Raw genomic sequence first — 18,698 nt, 5'->3', positions numbered from 1 at the left:
CGGCCTGTGGGGTGTTATTAAAGGATTTTCGACGAATGAGTCCCATCCCATGAGCCGCAGGACCTTGGTGGCGCTCCTGATTGCAGTCGCGCTGGTCTGCGCGGTCGCGGCTTCCCTTGCCATAGGCGCGGCGCAGATCCCCCTGCGCACCGTGTGGGAGGCGCTGACCTCGTATGATGCCACCAACCCGGAGCACATTGCCGTGGTGGAAAAGCGGATCCCGCGTACGGTTGTAGGCGTTGTGGTTGGCGCGGCCTTGGGGCTCGCGGGCACGGTAGCGCAGGGCGTGACGCGCAACCCGCTGGCCGACTTGGGCATCCTCGGCATCAACCAGGGTGCCGCTCTTGGCGTGGTCTCGGGGATCATTCTGGTGGGGGCCACGGCTCCTGCCCAGTACATGTGGTTTGGCGTGGTCGGAGCTGGCGCTGCCACGATTCTTGTATGGTTCTTGGCGTCTCGCGGGCGCGAGGGTGCTACCCCGGTGAAGCTCGCGCTTGCTGGCGCTGCGATCGCGGCGTCGTTTTCGTCGGTGGTCTCAGGCATCCTCATTTCGGACGATCAGGCCCTCGATTCCATGCGCTTCTGGCAGGTGGGTTCCTTGGCCGGGCGCGGGTACGACGTGCTATTCCCTGCGCTTCCGCTGTTCGTGGTGGGCGGGGTTCTCGCGTTGGCCGTGGGGCGCTCACTGAACCTGTTGGCGCTCGGCGATGACACGGCACACGGCCTTGGCTTGAACACGGGCCGGGCGCGCGTGCTCAGCGGAGTGGTCATCGCGGTTCTTGGTGGTGCGGCCACGGCCGTTGCCGGACCGATCGCGTTCCTGGGGCTAGTTGTTCCGCACGCCGTGCGCGCGTTTGCGGGCCCCGACTACCGCTGGATACTCGCGTTCTCGGCGCCGGTGGCCGCCGTGGTCATCCTGGTTTCGGATGTGCTGGCCCGGGTGGTTGCGCGGCCTGGCGAACTTCAAGTGGGCATCGTGCTTGCTGTCATTGGCGCTCCCGTGTTCATCGCGATCATTCGACGCGGAAAGGCGGCGACCCTGTGATGACCCCACGTCCGAACTCAACACCTGAGCCTGTTGGGGCCTCTGATCCCACCCCACCCATCTCGAACGAGTGTATTCCTGAGCCCACTCTCGACGTCGAGAGTGGGCTCAGGAATACTCTCGATGACAAAGGGAGCCGGGTGGCTCATCCGAACAGCGCCAGCACCACCCACACGCTGCGCAACCGACTTCGGCTGCGCACCGTTGCGGTCTGCACGGTTTTCTTTGTGCTGCTGGCGGCGCTCTTCACCGTCACGCTCCTCCTCGGCGAGGCCGGCCTCACCGCCCGTGAGGTCTTCGAGGCCTTCACCGGTCAGGCCGCCCCCGTGGTCCAGTTCGTGGTCCTCGAGCTCCGCCTCCCGCGCGCGGCCGCGGCAGCCCTCGTGGGGGTGTGCCTCGGTGTGGCCGGCGCGGTCTTCCAGTCTGTCCTGCGCAACCCGCTGGCCAGCCCCGACATCATCGGCGTGACCTCGGGGGCCGCGGCCGCGGGCATCGTCGGCGTGCTCATCTTCCGGCTTTCCGGCCTCAGCCTCATGGCCGTGGTGGTGCTCGGTGGTATCCTCGCCGCCGCGGTGGTCGGCCTGTTGGCCTGGCGCCACGGCATGCAGGGTTTCAGGCTCGTGCTCATCGGCATTGGCGTGGCCGCGGTATGCACCGCGATCACCTCGTACATGATGACCAAGGTCGAGCTTCGCGACGCCACCGTGGCATACACCTGGCTCACCGGATCGCTCGCATCCGTGCAGGTGGGAGCGGTGACCGTGGCAGCGATCGGTGCTGCCGCCTGCCTCGCGCTCCTCGCCCTCAGCACCCGGAAACTCCGTGCCCTCGAACTCGGCGACGACACCGCAACCGGCCTAGGGTTTCACGTGGAACAAGACCGAGTCATCGTGCTGGCGCTGGCAGTCGTGCTCACGGCGCTCGCCGTGGGAGTGGCCGGACCCATCTCGTTCGTCGCGCTCATGGCCCCACACATTGCACGCCGGCTCGTGGGCGGAACCTCGCTGTCCCTCGCGGCCTCGGCGGCAGTGGGCGGCGCGCTTGTCTCCGGCGCCGACCTGCTCGCCCAGTACGCAATCCCCGGCCAGGCCTTCCCCGTGGGCGTGGTCACGGGTGCGCTCGGCGCACCCTACCTCGCCTGGCTTCTGTCCCGATCATCATCCTCGCGACCCGGAGGAAACGCATGACCTCGCCACACAACGCAACCACTCGCAGTCTTGTCGCCGAGAACGTGACTCTCGGATATGACGGGCGCACAATCGTCGAAAATTTGAGTTTGGACGTGCCCGCCGGCAAAATCACCGTGCTGGTGGGGCCGAACGCGTGCGGAAAATCCACGCTACTCAAGGGGTATTCGCGGCTGCTCGCGCCCACGTCGGGCGCGGTTCTGCTTGACGGCGCCGACATCAACTCGCTCCCGTCAACGCAGGTGGCGCGGCAGTTAGGTCTGCTGCCGCAGACCCCGATCGCACCCGATTCCATCACGGTGTCCGACTTGGTTTCGCGCGGGCGGTACCCGCACCAGTCGTGGCTGCGCCGTTCCACGGCGCAGGATGACCAGATTGTCGACGATTCCCTCGCCGCCGCGGGCGTCCTTGCGCTGGCAGGACGGCGGGTTGATGAGCTGTCCGGCGGACAGCGTCAGCGCGTGTGGATCGCGATGGCGCTTGCGCAGCAAACGGACGTGCTGCTGCTCGATGAACCGACGACGTATCTGGACATTGCGTACCAACTCGAGGTGCTTGACCTGCTCATGGACCTCAACCGGACGCGCGGCACCACGATCGTGATGGTGCTGCACGAGCTCTCGCTGGCCTGCAGGTATGCGGATCACCTAGTTGCGATGCACGCTGGGCGAATCGTGGCGGCCGGCACCCCAAGCGACGTGGTTACGGCGGATCTGGTGCGCGAGGTGTTCGGTGTAGAGGCGCTCGTGGTGCCCGACGCTATCGCCGGGACGCCGAGCGTGGTGCCGTTCTCGCGTCACCACAGGCCGGTGGCGGGGCAGTAGTTCTGGGCTGAGGCCTAGGTGTGCGGGGGTTGGGTGGGTCTTCCCATTCGCGAGTGCCGTCCGCAGGTGCTGAGTGCCGTCGCGCGGGGACGGCATTCGACACCTATGGGCGGCACTCACAAATGTGGGCCACCGAACTGGCCCCAAATCCGCGCCCCAACGTCGCACACAACCATGGAACTCAAGGCCGGGCCCGAACGCATGGCTCTAGTGCCGATGGAGGGCTAGACCACCTACCGCCATCCGAGCCCCGGAGCCACGTGCTTGAGGATCGCGTCGACCACGTGCGCGTTGTAGTCCACGCCCAACTGGTTTGGCACGGTCAGCAGCAGGGTGTCGGCCTCGGCGATTGCCTCGTCCTCGGCCAGTTGTTCCACCAGCTTGTCGGGCTCATCCGCGTAGGTGCGCCCGAATACCGCCCGCCCGCTATCGGGTCCGCTGCCGCCGATCGACCCGAACTGGTCTTGGCGCTCACCCGCGACCCCAAAGTTCCGGCGGTCCTCATCGTTGACCAGAGCAAAGATGGACCGGGACACGGAAACCCGAGGCTCAAAGTCGTGGCCCTGTTCCTTCCAGACCTCGCGGAAGTGGCGGATCTGCTTGGCCTGCTGGACGTGGAACGGCTCGCCGGATTCGTCGGCCTTGAGGGTCGAGCTCATCAGGTTCATGCCCATTTCCGCGGTCCACGCGGCGGTAGAGTCCGACCCCGCACCCCACCAGATGCGTTGGCGCAGGGTTTCCGAGTGCGGCTCGAGCCGCAAGAGTCCCGGCGGGTTGGGGAACATTGGCCGCGGGTTGGGTTCCGCGAATCCTCGGCCTTCTAGCTGGTCAAGGAAGATCTCGGTGTGCTTGCGCGCCATGTCGGCGTCGGTCTGACCCTCACTTGGCGCGTACCCGAAGTACTTATATCCCTCGATGACCTGCTCGGGTGACCCGCGCGAGATGCCGAGCTGCAGTCGCTGCCCAGAGATCAGGTCTGCGGCTCCCGCGTCTTCGACCATATACAGCGGGTTTTCGTAGCGCATGTCGATCACACCCGTACCGATTTCGATGCGGTTCGTCTTGGCGCCGATCGCCGCGAGCAGTGGGAATGGCGAGGCGAGTTGCCGCGCAAAGTGGTGTACGCGGAAGTATGCGCCGTCGCCACCGAGGTCCTCAACGGCCTGCGCCAAGTCAATCGACTGCAGCAGTACGTCCGAGGCAGATTGTGCCTGGCTTGCCGGGTGCGGCGTCCAGTGCCCGAATGACAGGAATCCGATTTTCTTCATACTTCAGTCAACCGCACATTCCGCCTAGATGTTCCGTGAACCTTCGCCACCAGTGCCAACACCGACGTGGCACATGCGCCACGTGCACCATGTGGCACCCTTCTAAGGACCCCAAGCAACGCTGAGAGGCCCACAAACAGTTCAGCATTCACTGTATGATCAGCATGTGCTGACCATTGCTTCGCGCCTCGACGTCATGAACCGGCTAGGCCGGGCCATGGCGGACCCAACGCGCTCCAGAACCCTGATGATGCTGCTTGACGGACCAAACTACCCCGCGGTGCTTTCGCGCGAGTTGGGGTTGAGCCGCTCGAACGTCTCAAACCACCTGACGTGCCTGCGCGACTGCGGGATCGTTGTTGCTGAGCCTGAAGGGCGTCAAACTCGATACGTCATCTCGGATCCGCACCTTTCCGCAGCACTGACTGCGCTGTTGGACGTGACCCTCGCAGTTGACGCGCAAGCTCCCTGCATAGATTCATCGTGCTCGGTTCCAGGCTGCTGCCAGAAGGGAGTGGACGCGTGAGTAGCGCATGCGGTTGCGAGGACACTCGGAAGGCCGAAGTCGGCGAGGACGGCGAGATTATTGAGGCCGCGGACACTCCATGGTGGCGGGACCTCGGGATCATGATCCCGGTGTTTTCAGGAATCGCGTTCCTCGCCGGTCTGATCGCGCAATGGAACGGCGCAGATCTTCCGGCAACTGTGCTGTTCTGGATCGGTCTGCTGCTGGGCGCCTCAACGTTCACCCCGGGTGCGATCAGAAAGCTCCGCACCGGGAAGCTGAGCATCAGTCTGTTGATGACGATCAGCGCAATCGGAGCCGTCATCCTCGGGTATGTCGAGGAGGCTGCGGCGCTCGCATTCCTCTACTCAATTGCGGAAGCACTCGAGGACAAGGCGATGGATCGTGCTCATGATGGTTTGCGAGCGCTGCTCAAGCTGGTCCCGGAAACCGCGACAATTCGCCAAGGCGGCGAATCACTGGAAATTGCGGCCAAGGACCTTTCCGTGGGGCAGACCCTGCTGGTTCGGCCCGGCGAACGCATTGCCACGGATGGAGTCATCACGGCGGGGCGTTCGAGCCTCGATACGTCCGCGATCACGGGCGAGTCGATCCCCGTCGAGGTCGTTCCTGGTGACAGTGTTTCCGCAGGTGTGATCAACGCGAACGGGGTCTTGGAGGTCGAAACAACGGCCGCGGGCACCGACAACTCGTTGACCACGATCGTTGAACTCGTCGAGCGGGCGCAAGCGGACAAGGGGGACCGTGCTCGTTTGGCTGATACCATCGCGCGGCCTCTGGTTCCGGGCGTGCTGGTGCTGTCCATCCTTGTCGCCCTCATCGGCTCACTGCTTGGCGACCCGGAGGTGTGGATCACGCGCGCCCTCGTAGTCCTCGTAGCTGCGTCCCCTTGCGCACTGGCAATTTCGGTTCCGCTGACCGTGGTGTCTGCCGTTGGGGCTGCCAGTAGATTCGGCGTGATCATCAAATCCGGTGCTGCATTCGAGCGATTTGGCGTGATCCGGCACATTGCCGTGGACAAGACCGGGACGCTTACTCAGAACAAGCCAACGGTGTCCGAAGTCCTCACCGTTGACGGCGTAACTCGGGAGCAGGCACTGTCCTGGGCTGCTGCGCTCGAACAACACAGCACCCACCCACTCGCAGCCGCTATCGTTGCCGCCTCGCCGGAGACCCCTTCCGCTCAACACGTGACCGAACGTCCGGGTCATGGCATTGAGGGAGTAGTGGATGGCCTGAGTATCGCGGTGGGCAGCCCTCGTTGGCTCGAGCAAGCAACCCCCGCCTCCTCCCTCAACAGCCAGATTTCCGGCCTCGAGGAGCAGGGCATGACGGTCGTGATCGTCCACCGAAATGGCTCGGTGGTCGCGGCAATCGGCGTTCGTGACGAGTTGCGTCCAGAGGTCACTGAGGTCGTCAGTACCCTTGCTGATCAGGGCATCGGCCTGACCATGCTCACCGGCGATAACGCTCGCACCGCGACCGCCCTCGCGCAGCAGGCCGGAATCGACGACGTACGCGCTGAGTTGCGCCCCGAGAGCAAGGCCGTAGTTATCGGTGACCTTCGCTCGGCTGGCGCCGTGGCGATGATCGGAGATGGCATCAACGATGCCCCCGCCCTGGCCACCGCCGACCTCGGAGTTGCGATGGGTGCGACCGGTTCAGATGCCGCGATCGAGTCAGCAGACGTCGCCTTTACTGGTCATGACCTGCGGTTACTCCCACGGGCGTTTGCTCATGCGCGCCGTGGCCGGCACATCATGAACCAGAACATCGTCCTGTCGCTCTTAATCATCGCCTCGCTGCTCCCGCTCGCCCTGTTTGGCCTCCTCAACCTTGCCGCAGTCGTGCTGGTCCACGAGGTTGCCGAGGTCATCGTCATCCTCAATGGCCTGCGCGCAGCTCGCACGCGGAACGTGGCGGCCTAGAGCCAGCCCCACCCAAACCTCAGCCCCACCCAAACCCCATTGAACGGATGAATATCGATCCGTTCGGCACCCAACGTATGAATAAGCATCCGTTCGATGGGGAGAGGGGCGGCTGTGCCGCCCTCCATCCGTTGATACCGCCTTGAAAACCAGATTTTCGACGATCATGGTCACCTTCTCCCCACACCGCCCGGTCACGTCCGTGTCTGGGGATTTCCCGTTGCGAAGGGATCCGCAGTAGGGGAGACTCGAACGATTCGGAGATAACCCGGCCGTGTTCATCGCCCTGTAGACGCCCTCACGGCGTCGGGAAACTGTGGCGGTGGGGAACTGTGGCGGTGGGGAACACGGCAGAGGCAAATTGCCTCGATGCCGGTCTGGAGAAACAACCGAGAGGGGTCACGATGTCTAGGAACCCAATACGGAGCCGGCCCGCGTCCAAGCTACCCACGCCGTCCAATCCGTCGGCCCCACGTTCTCCAGCCCATACCCAAGAACTAACCGGGCTCCCACCTGCGTCAACGCGCGCTCGTGCTAACTCCCCAACCCCACCCGAACCTCCAACCCCTCCCGAACCTCCAACCCCTCCCAAACCCCCAACCCCAACCCCTCCCACCGCTCAAGAGCTCACCGCACCCTCAGGTGCGGAACCAGAGCTCCGCGCCAGACAGCTCCCAGATGGCACCTCGCCTTTGGCCCTCGTCCTGGGCGGCACGGGGTACGTGGGCGGGCGGCTTATCCCGCGACTCGTCACCGCGGGCTATCGTGTCCGTCTTCTCACGCGTAATCGCGCCAGGCTCGATTCCAATCCGTGGAATGGGGCTGTTGACGTTGTCGAGGGAGACGCCTCCGACCTCGAGGCTATGACAGGCGCGATGAAGGAGGTCACCGTGGTATTCCACCTGGTGCACTCGATGTCTGCGGGCAAGGACTTTGAGAGTTTGGATCGGGACATTGCACGAACAGTCGCCCGCGCGGCAGGCGAGGCCAACGTCCAACGCATCATCTACCTCGGCGGACTCCACCCTGACAATGTCGAGCTCTCCCACCACCTCGCATCTCGTAAGGAAGTGGGCGATGTGCTCCTCAACTCGACCACTCCCACGATTGTGCTCCAAGCCGGGGTCATCATCGGATCGGGATCCGCGTCTTTCGAGATGGTCCGCCACCTCACCGATGTCCTCCCGTTTATGCCTGCGCCGCGGTGGGTCCAGAACCGGATCCAGCCAATTTCCATCCGTGACATTCTGTACTACCTGCTGGCTGCTGCCCGAGTGGAGGGTGACCACAACCAAGCCTTCGATATCGGGGGACCCGACGTGTTGCGCTACTGCGACATGATGAACGGATACGGGGCGGTGGCAGGCCTCCCGCACCGGTACATCGTGGCTCTCCCGGTCCTCACTCCGCGCCTTGCATCGCACTGGGTTGGTCTGGTGACCCCGGTTCCGCGCCGCATCGCGCGACCGCTGGTTGAGTCCCTTCAGCACGACTGCGTCATGAAGAACCACGACATCGACGCCATCATCCCGCCACCGACTACCGGCCTCACACCGTACAAAAGGTCCGTGGAGTTGGCCCTCGCACGGATCGAGTTGGATGACGTTGAGACGAGCTGGGTCGACGCCCGGGTTCCTCTGGCTCCCAGTGATCCGATGCCTAACGACCCCGATTGGTCGGGCCGCACCGTCAATCAGGACAATCGCGAGAGCGTCACTTCCGCTTCACCTGAAGAGGTGTGGAAGGTGATTATGCAGATTGGCGGCGATACGGGATGGTACTCGGCGCCATTCCTGTGGGCGGCTCGTGGGGTGATCGACAGGTTCTTTGGCGGTGTTGGCCTCCAACGAGGCCGACGTTCCAGGTCCACTTTAAGGGTCGGCGACGCCGTCGACTTCTGGCGGGTCGAGCAGGTGGATCCGGGTAGGCTTGTGCGCTTGCGCGCCGAGATGCGACTCCCCGGCCAAGCTTGGCTCGAACTCGGCGTCGAGCCCGATCCACAAGGTTCCAAGTACACCCAGCGCGCCGTGTTTATCCCCAAGGGCCTGAGCGGCCGGCTGTACTGGCTCGCGATGCTGCCGTTTCACGGCCTCATCTTCAGCGGCATGAGTAACCGCATCGTCTCGCTCGCCCAGGGCGAGTTGAGTGAACCCGAAAACCCCTGATTCACGACGATTGTGGTCACCTTCACCCCTCTCGTCTAGGGTGTGTGCCCCAACTTTCGCTCGAACGCTTCATCGAATCACTAACGCACCTTCGGCAGGCGAGATATCAGAGCCGGTTACCTTAGGATTATCGAGTGCTCTCGACGATTCTCGCTGAAAATCCTTGGCTTACCACGGCTGCCTTGGCACTACTGGTTCTCGCAGGGCCATTGTGCGGTGCAGTTCTAGTTCCGCGGCGGTCACTCACTGTGAGTCTGCTTGTAGTCGCGATTCTTGCTGTCCTTCTTCTGACTCTCGTCCCCACCGGACGCGTCATGGAAGTAGGTTGTCACGCGGAAATCTCGGCCCCGCGGCTTGGCGCCGTGGAACTCATTGCGAATGCAGTGATGTTCGTGCCCCTTACTCTGCTCGCTGGAATCTGGTCTCGCCGACCTCTCACTGCACTCCTCTGGGCGTGCGCAGGTTCGGCCGCAATTGAGATTGTGCAAGCCTTCCTGCCTGGGTTGGGCAGGAGCTGCTCCACAAATGATTGGGTGTACAACACAGCTGGTGCTGCACTTGGCGCGGTCCTTGCGGTAGTAGCGATGTTCCTGAGTGCCCGGCGTTCCAACCGCGAAAAGCCCAATTGGGCCTAAGCGCCGCAGTGCTTAGCGTCCTTTCTCAAGAAGGGTTCCGAGTCCCTAGGTGGGGCTGGGCCGTAACCACGATCGTCGATAATGTGGGGTTCTTCAACGGGACTGCGTGAGGCGTTTTTCAAAAGCGACGAAGTCCGCGGTGGCGGTGCGAGCGTAAGCGAAGCACCAGTCCAGTAGGGCCGCAGTGATTTGCGGACCCTTCCCGGCGTAAGCGGTGATTTCGGCGCTGCGGCCGGACTGGCCGTGGGCGCGGGCGAGCACGATCGCGCAGGACCTGGCGTACTGCAGGAACGCGGCGTCGCTGAGGGTTTCGGTGTCGATGCCGCCCTTCATGTCATGGAATTGGCGGACGTAGAAGTCGCCGAGATCGTTGGTGAAGAACCCGAGGAACGGGTCGGAGTATGCCTGGAGGATGCGCTGGAGGCTGACCACCCGCGCGCCTTGGCCCTGTTGACTGACTCGCTCGTTGACGAGCGCCGGTTGCTCGATCCCACCGTACTGTTCGAGGACGCTGCGGCCTGCCTGCTTGGTTTGGAGGACGAGGTGGTTGCTGTCGGCGTCGCTCATGAGAGAGACCAGGCAGCGCGTGCCGACCGACCCGACGCCCACCGCGCGGCGAGCAACATCCACCATCTCGTACTGCTGCAGGAGCATTTGGACGTCCACATTCGCCGAGGCAATGTAGCGCTCCAGGCCCTGCCGCACGACCTCCTCGGTGTCTGGGGTTGCGCGGGCGATTGCGGGAGGGTTCTCGAGAAACTGGCTGCGGCCGTCGTGGCCGATCTCGGTGAGCTTGCCGGCCGCACGCTCGCCGGTGCGCCGCATTGCGGCCTTGGTTGCGCGCTTGACTGCCTTCTTGGAGTCCTTGTCCAGTGTCCCCATGGCGGATTCTGGGTCAAAGTGGGTGTAGTACCTGGCCAAAGGGTCGATTTCGGCGATCGACCGAGTGGCGCGTAGGTAGCTGGTGATCGAGTTGCGGGCAGCCTCAAGGATGACTGCAGTATCCCGATGGGTGGCCTGACCGGCAATGATGATGCTGGTAGTCAGTCGCTTGAGGTCCCACTCCCACGGTGCCCAGGCAGCCTCGTCGAAGTCGTTGAGGTCGAACAGCAGAGTGCGCTGTGGAGAGGCATAAAACCCGAAGTTGCTCACGTGAGCGTCCCCGCAAGCGGCAACCATGATGCCGGAGTGCTGGCCTTTAGCGAGGTCGGCGGCCATGATCGCGGCAGTTCCGCGGTAGAACGTGAATGCGCTCTGCGCCATTCTCTCCATGCGCAGAGGGACGAGTTCCTGGAGTCGGGTCTCGTTCTGCTCGTCGATGATGGCGAGGGGATCGCGATCTCCTCCCGGGAAGTCTCCTTCCCAGAGTCCCAGTGCAGCTCGCGGGACTGCTTTGCGTCGGGCGCGTCCGGCCTGCGCGGCCTGGGCTGAAGACATCAGAACCATGGGAACTTCCTCTCAAGAAGCGACGACACTGTCAGCCATATCCGCTGCGTTATTTTGCCAGCGTAACGGTGTGTGAGCCCTCGTAGTGGATGAAAATTCCGATCCACGTTGACGTACTCCAACCGGCGGGGGATTCTGGCTATAACTGCAGGTCACTAGGAATCCTGCGATGCCTTCACCAAAACAACAACGGAGTGTCCGCATGGTCCGGTTTCTGCTTAACATTTGCGTCAATTTGCTGTCCGCAGTCATTGCCTTCTTCGTAGCCAAGCTCGTGGTGGATGGGTTCACTATCAATGGCAAGGGGTTCATCATCGCGGTAGCGGTCTTTACCGTGGCGCAAGCAATTTTGGGGCCATTCGTGTTCAACCTTGCCCGCAAGTACGCTTCGGCAATCCTTGGTGGAATCGGGCTAGTGTCCACGCTCCTAGCTCTGTGGATCGCAACCCTGTTCCCGGGCGGAATCATGATCAACGGAACCACATCGTGGATCGCTTCTACCCTGGTGGTGTGGATCGTTTCCGCGCTCGGTATCTGGATCCTCGGGGCACTCATCATCAAGAAGTGGTGGGGCACCAAGCAAGAAGACAAGGAACGACTGCGTGCGTTGGCGCGCCAGAACAAGCGCAATGGTGGCGCTGAAGCCTGATTGCGGACACCCGGCGACACTGCGGTAGCGCCGCAAATGAAGCCAGCAGATGAAGACGAGACGCACGCTTGCCTTCGTCCACATCCACGTGGTCCGCGACGCCAGTCACTGACAGACATCCGCTCCTCGGCACCTGCCGCGGCCAGCTCATCATCCTACATCCAGTCTTGTGAGGGTTGGGCCAGCCGGTGGACTCTCGGGAACCCTTTGTGCGTCAAGAATCGTTAAGTGTGTGGGTCTTCGTCCGGCGCGCACCGGGCGGGGACCTTCTTTGTTGCCGACAACTTCCGTTGGACGGCACCTCTTACGGCACTATTGACGACGATTCCCGCACCTTCTCATGAGAAGGTGCGGGAATCGTCGTTAATCAGTTGGGCGGCTGCGCCGCCCTGTGGCTGAATGGCTGAACCGAGCATGGCGCTCAGCCAAAACAGCCAGATCAACTGAGCGTGATCGTGTTCTTTCCGCTGGTCAGGCCGATAATCGGGCCAACCGCATACTGTGTGTCGGCGGTCTTTTCCGCCCCGAGCAGGTCTGCGTTGAGCTCGACTGGGGAGCCGTCCGGGTTCTCAAAGAACGCGCCCACGAACCGGACCGGAGGCAGTTCGGTGCCCACCACGAGGCCAACGGTGGCGGAGTCAAACTCCGCTGGGAGGTCGGTGTGCAGGGCAAGGTGCTTGCCATCGAACGACACGGACGCGCTGGCGGCCCCGCCGCCAGCCACAACCGCACCTTCCTCGCGCTCGAACGCCTTGGCCCCGCCCGCGTAGAAGTTGTTGCGAATGTACGCAGGCTGCTTCACGTCCATAAAGCGCTCGTGGTCGCCCTTGTCGGGATCGTTGACGCGCTCGATGTACTCATCGATGTTCACGGGTGAGCCGTCATAGATCGCGGTTCCGTAGCGCGGGTTGACCCACTGCTCGGCGCCGTGCTCGTAGGCCTCGCTCGCATCGGCTCCCGAGGTGCCGCCGAGGAAGATGTTGCCGATCACGCGGTCATCGCCCGCGAGGATCGCGGCGTATCCGGCCACCTGAGTGCTGTGCGGCAGGTGGTACGGGGTGGGGCGTTCCACGATCGACTTCACCGCATACGTACCGGCGAACAAGTTGTTGACGATCGCGCCGCCCTGGCACTGGATCTCGGCCGAAGCGCGTGAGGCGAACACGTTGTGGTCCACCACGTAGGGCCCGTGGCTGACCTCGATGAACAGGTCGCGGTTGTTGGAGTGGTAGACGTTCTGGGTCAGGCGGAGGCCCTGGGTTTGCCAGTCCAACCAGGTGCCCAGCGTGCAGTCGTGGATGTGGTTGCGGGCGATCGACACGTCGATCGCGCCGTGCAGCTTGATGCCGCCGATTTCGTGGCCGTAGAACTCGCGCTTGATGGCGATGTTGTAAATGTGGTTGTCCTCGATGGTGGAGAACACGCAGCCCAAGTGGCCGACCACGCCGTTCTGGCCGTTGTCATGGATGGTGTTGCGGCGGACCACATGCGATCCGATGTGCTCCTTGTCCCAGCCGATCTGGCGGGCCGAGAACACAGACTCAAGCTGGTACTGGTAGCCGGGCTTGTCACCGCGTTCCTCGGCGAGGTTGTGGCCCGTTGAGCGCTCCTTGCCCAGGGACACCGCGGAGCACTTGGCGTCGTGGATGTCGTTGTCCTCGATGATCCAGCCCTTGGCCCAGTTGGGGCCGATAAGGCCTGGCTGGTCAGCGGTGGGTGGGGTCCACGGGCTGGCTGCCTGCGCCAGTTCGAAACCTCGCACGGTGATGTAGTTAACGTGGTGGTCCTTGGGGTAGAACACGGAGCGTCGGACGTTGATCTCAACGAGTTCCTCGTTGGGATTAGCGCCGTGGAAGTTAGCCCAAATGGTTGTGGTGGTCTCGCTGACCTGCGCGTGCCACACAAACACGGTCTGGTCCGGGTCGTGCATGGGCACGATCACGCCGGTCCAGCCGTCGCGGGCGTGGTCGATCCGGGTCGGGTTCTGGACCTCTTCAACGGACGCGACCTCGTAGAACGACTTGCCGTTCAGGTACACCTCGCCCAGGTGCTTTGGCGGGTCCGTGCGCTTGGGTAGCACGATCCAGTCGCCGCCAACGACCTCCGCGTACGGGTTGAAATCGCCAAAGAACGAGTTGGGAAGCTCGACCTTCCAGGTCGTCCCCTCCACGTTTTCCCAGGTGTTGATCCGCTCGGAACCCTTGATAGTGACCTTCGCGCCCGGAGCGGGCTGGTACGTGATGCGGTTGGTCGCGCTGGTGCCGCCACGTAGCGGCGCCACCCACTCGCGGTAGGTGCCCTCATGCACGAGCACAGTATCTCCCGGCCGAGCAAGCTGCGCCGCGCGGTTGATCGTGCGCAGCGGCTGCTCCTCGGTTCCTGGTGAGAGATCGGCGCCGGACGGTGAGACGTGAAGTGTTGTTGCCATGATGTCTAGGTATTCCTTTGGTTGTGTTGCGTCATTGCGTTGCGTACGTGTTGTTGGGTGTGCGTGGTCTGTGCCCGGCGGGTTGCGCCCGACTGGTCGGCCCGGCTTACGCCGGACCAGATGCGTTTCACACATCTGATTTACGACGATTCCCTTGCCTTGGGAGGGCACGTCGAGTCCCGGACCACCAGGTGGGTGGCGAGCTCGACTCTGTTTGCCCGTGGCGCTTCGCCGCGGGCGAGCCGCACTATCGTGTCCACCGCGGTCGTGCCGATCTCTGCGATGGGCTGGTGCACGCTGGTCAGGCGAGGTGAGGAGGTTTGGGCTAGGAAGGTATCGTCGAAGCCAACGACGCTCAGGTCCTCAGGCACTCTGAGCCCAAGCGTGCGGGCAGCCTCGATCGTGCCGAGCGCTACTAGGTCGCTGGAGGCAAAGACCGCGGTGGGTGGAGCCGCCGAGGTCAGCAGGGCTGTAGCTGATCGCAGTCCCTCTTCGAACGAGAAGTCCCCAAAGGTTATGTGACCATCGGCCCGAATGAGATTTCGTTGGGATAGAGCCGCTAGATACCCGTGCTGGCGGGCGAGGTTGCACTCGGAGCCTTCCGACCCGCCGATGAACGCGATACGCGTGTGCCCTAGATTCAGGAGGTGCTCGGTGGCAGCTTTTCCACCCGCAAAGTTTGTGGCACCCACCGACAGGTATGACTGCGGGGGCACGTCGAGTGGGTCAACGAGGACCAAGGGAAGACCAACGCGGCGAAGTGCGTCCGCGCGCTCCTGAGAGAACTGGGAGACCGTCTCGATGACGCCGATCCGGCCCGTGCGAGCTAGCCTTTGCGCCCATTCGATGGGGTTGTCATCAAGGACCGTGTCCAGTGCCCGCACGGTGATTGAGCCGCCGTGGGGCGCCGCTCCACGCATGAGACCGTCAAGCAACTGAACCGCATAAGGGCTGTTCAGCGAGGTAGTAACCACCTCGATGAGAGGTTCTCGCACGGTCCGCACGGGGCGTTCACGTTCAGACACTGCTACGTAGCCGAGTTGCTCCGCGGCTTCCTCCACGAGTTGTCGGGTCCGAGGCGCAACGCCAATGCGCCCGTTTAGGACCTTCGATGCGGATGCCACCGACACTCCCGCTGCCCTAGCAACATCGCTCAGGTTCACGCGGTTTGGTCGCAGTTTGGGTACGCCGGAAGACGGTGTACGCGTGGTTGGTTCTACTCCCATGAACCAGTTCTATAGCGCTAGCCAACCAAGAGCAATGGCCCGCGCAACGAAAAAGTTTCGCACGTGCGCCACAGGTTTACGCAGTACATGGAGTTTCCCCTCACTTGGCTTCTCAAGAACCTAAATACTTTCGCGCAGGGGTGCGTCAGTCATGCGGGCTGGCGGTGCGGCCGCAGGCCGCCTCGGCCCAACTTACTAACGACGATTCCCGCACCTTTTTATGAGAAGGTGCGGGAATCGTCGTTAATCAATTCGTGGGGTTGAGCGAAGCTCAAACTTAGAACTGGACCAGCAGCGCGAGCCACGCGGCAATGATGATGAGAGGCGCGGCAACTGCGCCGAGGAGTATGTAGCGGGACCACGATACGTGGACTCCGGTGGCGACGAGGCGTTCGTGCCAGAGCAGGGTGGCGAGGGAGGCCCACGGCGTGATGAGCGGGCCCGCGTTCACGCCGACGAGGAGCGCGACCATTGTGGCGGGCGAATGGGCGAGCGGTTCGAGCGCGAGGTAAGCGGGCAGATTGTTGATCAGGTTGGCGCCACCCGCGCCCAGTGCGGCTGTGCCAAGGAGAGTGGCTGATGAGTCATCCTGCGCGAGGAGGTTACCCACAGCCTCGTGAACGAACATCGAACCCACAGCTCCCATGGCCAGAAACAGGCCGGCGGTCAACACGATCATGGGCAGCGGCACGAGGTGCCAGGTTAGTGCGGAACGGTCCATGAGCGCGTACGCGGCAACCAAGGCTAGCGCGGCGACGGTCGCAGGAATCCACACCTCCGCCCCAGCAAGAAGCGCAATGATCAGCGCGGATACAACCACAGCAGAGATGGCGAGCAGGGGTCGACGTGCAAACAACTGTGCTGCATAGGCAAACGGGCGGCCCGTGGAAATGAGAGGGGAATTCGGCGCGAGAGTCGGGGCGGCGCCGAGTTCGCGGCGAAACACAAGGGCGATCAGCACCATCGGGACCACGGCGCATACAACCGCTACGGGCCACATCAAGGAGGCAAACTGGGCGGGTGAACCTTGGGCAACTTTATTGGCTGCGAGCAGATTGGTGAGGTTCGAAATCGGAAGGAGCATTGACCCGGTGTTAGCTAGCCAGACAACCGTCAGAGCGAACGGCTTAGGATCCAATCCGATGCGCCGGGACAGCACCACGACCATGGGTGTCAGGAGAACCACCGTGGTGTCGAGGCTCAGGAAGATCGTGCAGGCCAGCGTGAACGCCGAGATCAGCAGCCATAACCGCCACGAACGGCTACCTGCGGCCTGGATGACCACTCGCGCGGCAACGTCGAAGAGACCGGCACGGGAAGACAACTCGGCCACTATCGTCATGGCCACCACAAACAGCAAGATTCCCCACACGCGTTCGGCAAGAGCCGACGCCTCATGGGCAGGGAAAGCCCCGGTTCCTACGGCAACGGCCCCGCCAACTAGGAGCGCAAGGCCAATACCAACTGAAACGCGATCACGAGTGTGCACTGGTCAAGATTAGGGCCTTTACCCAACTGATTAACGACGATTCCCGTACCTTCTCATGAGAAGGTGCGGGAATCGTCGTTAATTATTTCTGGCGGCGAAGTTCGCGCTGAGGAATGAACACGAAGAAGACCACAAAGATGATTGCGGCGATGATGACGGCGATGGGCCAGCCCACGGCGCTCACGGTTGAGCGCGAGGTGAGGGCGAGGAACGCGAGGCCCGCTACGGTCGAAGTCAGCGATGTGACCAGGCGTTTTGCTGTGCGACCGAGGTTCGTCTTGGTGAGCGCTTTGAGCGTCCAGCGACCCACGAACCACCCGAGGACACCGATGATGGCACCAAAGATGGCTGTCAGGATGACGAACAGCAACGTCCACGACGCTTGGAATCCGCCGGTCGTCATGAAAACCGAGGCGGCGGCGCCCGCGAGCGCGCCTGCGAGGGAGGCCTTGCCACCGGCCTTGAAAACATCGAAGACGTCGGGTCCGGGGTTCAGTTGTTCGAATCCTGTGCTCATGGGCTCTATCTTCCCGCATCCATGCGCATCGAACGGATCATTATTGACCCGTTGGGTGTCGAACGGATGATTATTCATCCGTTCGATGGAGAGGGGAGTAGGGGGGAGACAATAGAGGTATGCCAGCCCCCGCCGCGAGCAACGCCCCCGCCCCCAACAGCTACAGCACCTCCAGCACACCCGGCGCCTCCACCACCAACGCCTCCACCACCAACGCCCTCGCCAGTGGCGCGGGCCTCATGCTCCTCGCAATGATCTGCCAGGAGTTGGGTGCCTCGCTCGCCGTGAAGATCTTTCCTCAGGTGGGTGCGCTCGGCGCAGTGGCGCTCCGGTTGGTCCTGTCCACGGTGGTCCTAGCGATTGTGGTGCGCCCGCACCTGCGTGGAATCACGCCCCGCGCGTGGCGCACAGCGATCGTGTACGGGTTGGCGCTCGCGGCGATGAACTCCTCGTTCTACCTGGCGCTCGAGCGCCTGCATCTCGGTGTCACCGTGACAATCGAGGTCCTCGGCCCCATGGTTCTGTCCATCGTCCTGGCCCGCCGCTGGCTCAACGTCCTGTGGGTTGCGCTCGCGGTCGGCGGGGTTGCGCTGCTTTCACAGGGACCGGTCGCGCTCGACCCAGTCGGCGTTGCATTTGCCCTGGTAGCGGCCACAATGTGGGCACTTTACATCCTCAGTGCTCAGCGGGCCGGCCGTGAGTTCCCCGGCATGGATGGCCTCGCCATCGCGATGGGCGTGGGCTCGCTCGCCATCCTTCCCTTCGCCGCAGTGAGCACCGGCGCGACCCTGATCCAGCCCAACATTCTGTTGCTCGGTCTGGGCATCGCGCTCCTGTCCTCGGCCCTCCCGTACGCCATGGAACTGTTCGCACTCAAACGCATCCCGGCCTCCCTCTTCTCGATCCTCCTCGCGTTCGCCCCGGCCGTGGCGGCGCTCGCGGGCTGGGCCGTCCTCGGCCAAACGATGGTGTTGGCCCAGTGGGCGGGCACCGCCCTCGTGATCGTTGCGTCTGTCGGTGCGGTCCGCATGACCCGCCGGCAGGGATTGGACGCATAGCGTCCCAGATTCCCGACGATCGTGGTCACCTCCCAGCCCCACCCAACTTCCGCTCGGGTGCGGTGAGTTGGCCTACCCTATCCAGCGTTGAGCGCCCTACCACTCACCACCCCGCGAGCTTGCACCTTTCACGGTGACATTGACCCTCTAAGGGTCAACCTCGCCGTGAGAGATACAACCTCGCGCAATGAAGCTCTCCGGACGCCTTCCCGCACTCAAACCCACTCCACCCCTTGAAGTTCGGATAGCCGAACTTGTATATTTGGACCTACGAAATATTGAAAGGGGCGGGCACGGGTGACAGTTG

15 protein-coding genes are annotated in these 18,698 nt (G+C 63.1%); 9 read left to right on the top strand and 6 right to left on the bottom strand.

The annotated features are described in order from the left end of the window. From HGSM_RS03190 to HGSM_RS03180, 3 genes are all read left to right on the top strand, one after another. Positions 1 to 1,045 (top strand): FecCD family ABC transporter permease (locus tag HGSM_RS03190; RefSeq protein ID WP_230197471.1); only part of this gene is annotated, 1,045 nt, incomplete at its 5' end. A 140-nt stretch (positions 1,046 to 1,185) separates the two neighbouring features. Next, positions 1,186 to 2,232 carry a FecCD family ABC transporter permease gene (locus HGSM_RS03185; protein ID WP_019147293.1) on the top strand — a complete coding sequence of 349 codons (1,047 nt, stop codon included), beginning with the start codon at positions 1,186 to 1,188 and terminating at the stop codon, positions 2,230 to 2,232. Then, positions 2,229 to 3,056 carry an ABC transporter ATP-binding protein gene (locus HGSM_RS03180; RefSeq protein ID WP_019147292.1) on the top strand — a complete coding sequence of 276 codons (828 nt, stop codon included), beginning with the start codon at positions 2,229 to 2,231 and terminating at the stop codon, positions 3,054 to 3,056. The genes HGSM_RS03185 and HGSM_RS03180 overlap by 4 nt, the downstream gene beginning before the upstream one ends. Positions 3,057 to 3,289: 233 nt before the next feature. Here HGSM_RS03180 and HGSM_RS03175 read toward each other — a convergent pair whose 3' ends face one another. Next, positions 3,290 to 4,324, bottom strand: a complete 1,035-nt coding sequence (locus tag HGSM_RS03175; protein WP_019147291.1) for an LLM class flavin-dependent oxidoreductase — start codon at positions 4,322 to 4,324, stop codon at positions 3,290 to 3,292. Between the two features lie 166 nt (positions 4,325 to 4,490). On the opposite strand from HGSM_RS03175, the gene cmtR reads away from it, so the two are divergent. The 4 genes from cmtR (at position 4,491) to HGSM_RS03155 (ending at position 9,578) form a co-directional block, all read left to right on the top strand. Next, positions 4,491 to 4,850, top strand: coding sequence for a Cd(II)/Pb(II)-sensing metalloregulatory transcriptional regulator CmtR (cmtR, locus tag HGSM_RS03170; RefSeq protein WP_019147290.1), 360 nt, complete (start codon positions 4,491 to 4,493; stop codon positions 4,848 to 4,850). Beyond that, the gene (locus tag HGSM_RS03165; protein ID WP_019147289.1) at positions 4,847 to 6,778 is read left to right on the top strand and encodes a heavy metal translocating P-type ATPase; all 1,932 of its coding nucleotides are present in this window, start codon (positions 4,847 to 4,849) and stop codon (positions 6,776 to 6,778) included. The genes cmtR and HGSM_RS03165 overlap by 4 nt, the downstream gene beginning before the upstream one ends. Before the next feature lie 692 nt (positions 6,779 to 7,470). Then, a complete protein-coding gene (locus HGSM_RS03160; RefSeq protein ID WP_154646227.1) occupies positions 7,471 to 8,943 on the top strand; it encodes an SDR family oxidoreductase in 1,473 nt (490 codons plus the stop codon). A gap of 248 nt (positions 8,944 to 9,191) precedes the next feature. Then, a complete protein-coding gene (locus HGSM_RS03155; RefSeq protein WP_154646226.1) occupies positions 9,192 to 9,578 on the top strand; it encodes a VanZ family protein in 387 nt (128 codons plus the stop codon). 93 nt (positions 9,579 to 9,671) lie between these two features. Here the strand turns inward: HGSM_RS03155 and HGSM_RS03150 are convergent, their stop codons facing one another. After that, the gene (locus HGSM_RS03150) at positions 9,672 to 11,015 is read right to left on the bottom strand and encodes a DUF2252 domain-containing protein (RefSeq protein WP_230197470.1); all 1,344 of its coding nucleotides are present in this window, start codon (positions 11,013 to 11,015) and stop codon (positions 9,672 to 9,674) included. Positions 11,016 to 11,226: 211 nt separating this feature from the next. Between HGSM_RS03150 and HGSM_RS03145 the strand changes: the two genes are divergently transcribed. Further along, positions 11,227 to 11,673, top strand: coding sequence for a phage holin family protein (locus HGSM_RS03145; RefSeq protein WP_019147283.1), 447 nt, complete (start codon positions 11,227 to 11,229; stop codon positions 11,671 to 11,673). A 439-nt stretch (positions 11,674 to 12,112) separates the two neighbouring features. On the opposite strand, the gene HGSM_RS03140 is transcribed toward HGSM_RS03145, so the two are convergent. From HGSM_RS03140 to HGSM_RS03125, 4 genes are all read right to left on the bottom strand, one after another. Further along, positions 12,113 to 14,101 (bottom strand): right-handed parallel beta-helix repeat-containing protein, encoded by a 1,989-nt coding sequence (locus HGSM_RS03140; RefSeq protein ID WP_019147281.1) that lies wholly within the window; start codon positions 14,099 to 14,101, stop codon positions 12,113 to 12,115. A 140-nt stretch (positions 14,102 to 14,241) separates the two neighbouring features. After that, positions 14,242 to 15,327, bottom strand: coding sequence for a LacI family DNA-binding transcriptional regulator (locus tag HGSM_RS03135; protein WP_019147280.1), 1,086 nt, complete (start codon positions 15,325 to 15,327; stop codon positions 14,242 to 14,244). Positions 15,328 to 15,604: 277 nt separating this feature from the next. Continuing rightward, the gene (locus HGSM_RS03130) at positions 15,605 to 16,816 is read right to left on the bottom strand and encodes an ArsB/NhaD family transporter (RefSeq protein ID WP_019147279.1); all 1,212 of its coding nucleotides are present in this window, start codon (positions 16,814 to 16,816) and stop codon (positions 15,605 to 15,607) included. 82 nt (positions 16,817 to 16,898) lie between these two features. Beyond that, the gene (locus HGSM_RS03125) at positions 16,899 to 17,333 is read right to left on the bottom strand and encodes a hypothetical protein (protein ID WP_019147278.1); all 435 of its coding nucleotides are present in this window, start codon (positions 17,331 to 17,333) and stop codon (positions 16,899 to 16,901) included. Between the two features lie 119 nt (positions 17,334 to 17,452). Between HGSM_RS03125 and HGSM_RS03115 the strand changes: the two genes are divergently transcribed. Beyond that, complete coding sequence (locus tag HGSM_RS03115) at positions 17,453 to 18,391, top strand: EamA family transporter (protein WP_019147277.1); 939 nt, start codon at positions 17,453 to 17,455, stop codon at positions 18,389 to 18,391. The last annotated feature ends 307 nt before the right edge of the window (positions 18,392 to 18,698 follow it).

Origin of the sequence: Timonella senegalensis JC301 (assembly GCF_000312125.1) — a bacterium.
GTDB lineage: Bacteria > Actinomycetota > Actinomycetes > Actinomycetales > Cellulomonadaceae > Timonella > Timonella senegalensis.
The sequence above is the reverse complement of the archived record's forward strand: the minus strand, read 5'-3'. Positions and strand labels throughout refer to the sequence as shown.

Bases quoted from the DNA above. Each gene is read 5' to 3' on its own strand.
- HGSM_RS03150 (WP_230197470.1), bottom strand. From the start codon at position 11,015: ATGTCTTCAGCCCAGGCCGCGCAGGCCGGACGCGCCCGACGCAAAGCA.
- HGSM_RS03145 (WP_019147283.1), top strand. From the start codon at position 11,227: ATGGTCCGGTTTCTGCTTAACATTTGCGTCAATTTGCTGTCCGCAGTC.
- HGSM_RS03140 (WP_019147281.1), bottom strand. From the start codon at position 14,101: ATGGCAACAACACTTCACGTCTCACCGTCCGGCGCCGATCTCTCACCA.
- HGSM_RS03135 (WP_019147280.1), bottom strand. From the start codon at position 15,327: ATGGGAGTAGAACCAACCACGCGTACACCGTCTTCCGGCGTACCCAAA.
- HGSM_RS03175 (WP_019147291.1), bottom strand. From the start codon at position 4,324: ATGAAGAAAATCGGATTCCTGTCATTCGGGCACTGGACGCCGCACCCG.
- HGSM_RS03115 (WP_019147277.1), top strand. From the start codon at position 17,453: ATGCCAGCCCCCGCCGCGAGCAACGCCCCCGCCCCCAACAGCTACAGC.
- HGSM_RS03180 (WP_019147292.1), top strand. From the start codon at position 2,229: ATGACCTCGCCACACAACGCAACCACTCGCAGTCTTGTCGCCGAGAAC.
- HGSM_RS03125 (WP_019147278.1), bottom strand. From the start codon at position 17,333: ATGAGCACAGGATTCGAACAACTGAACCCCGGACCCGACGTCTTCGAT.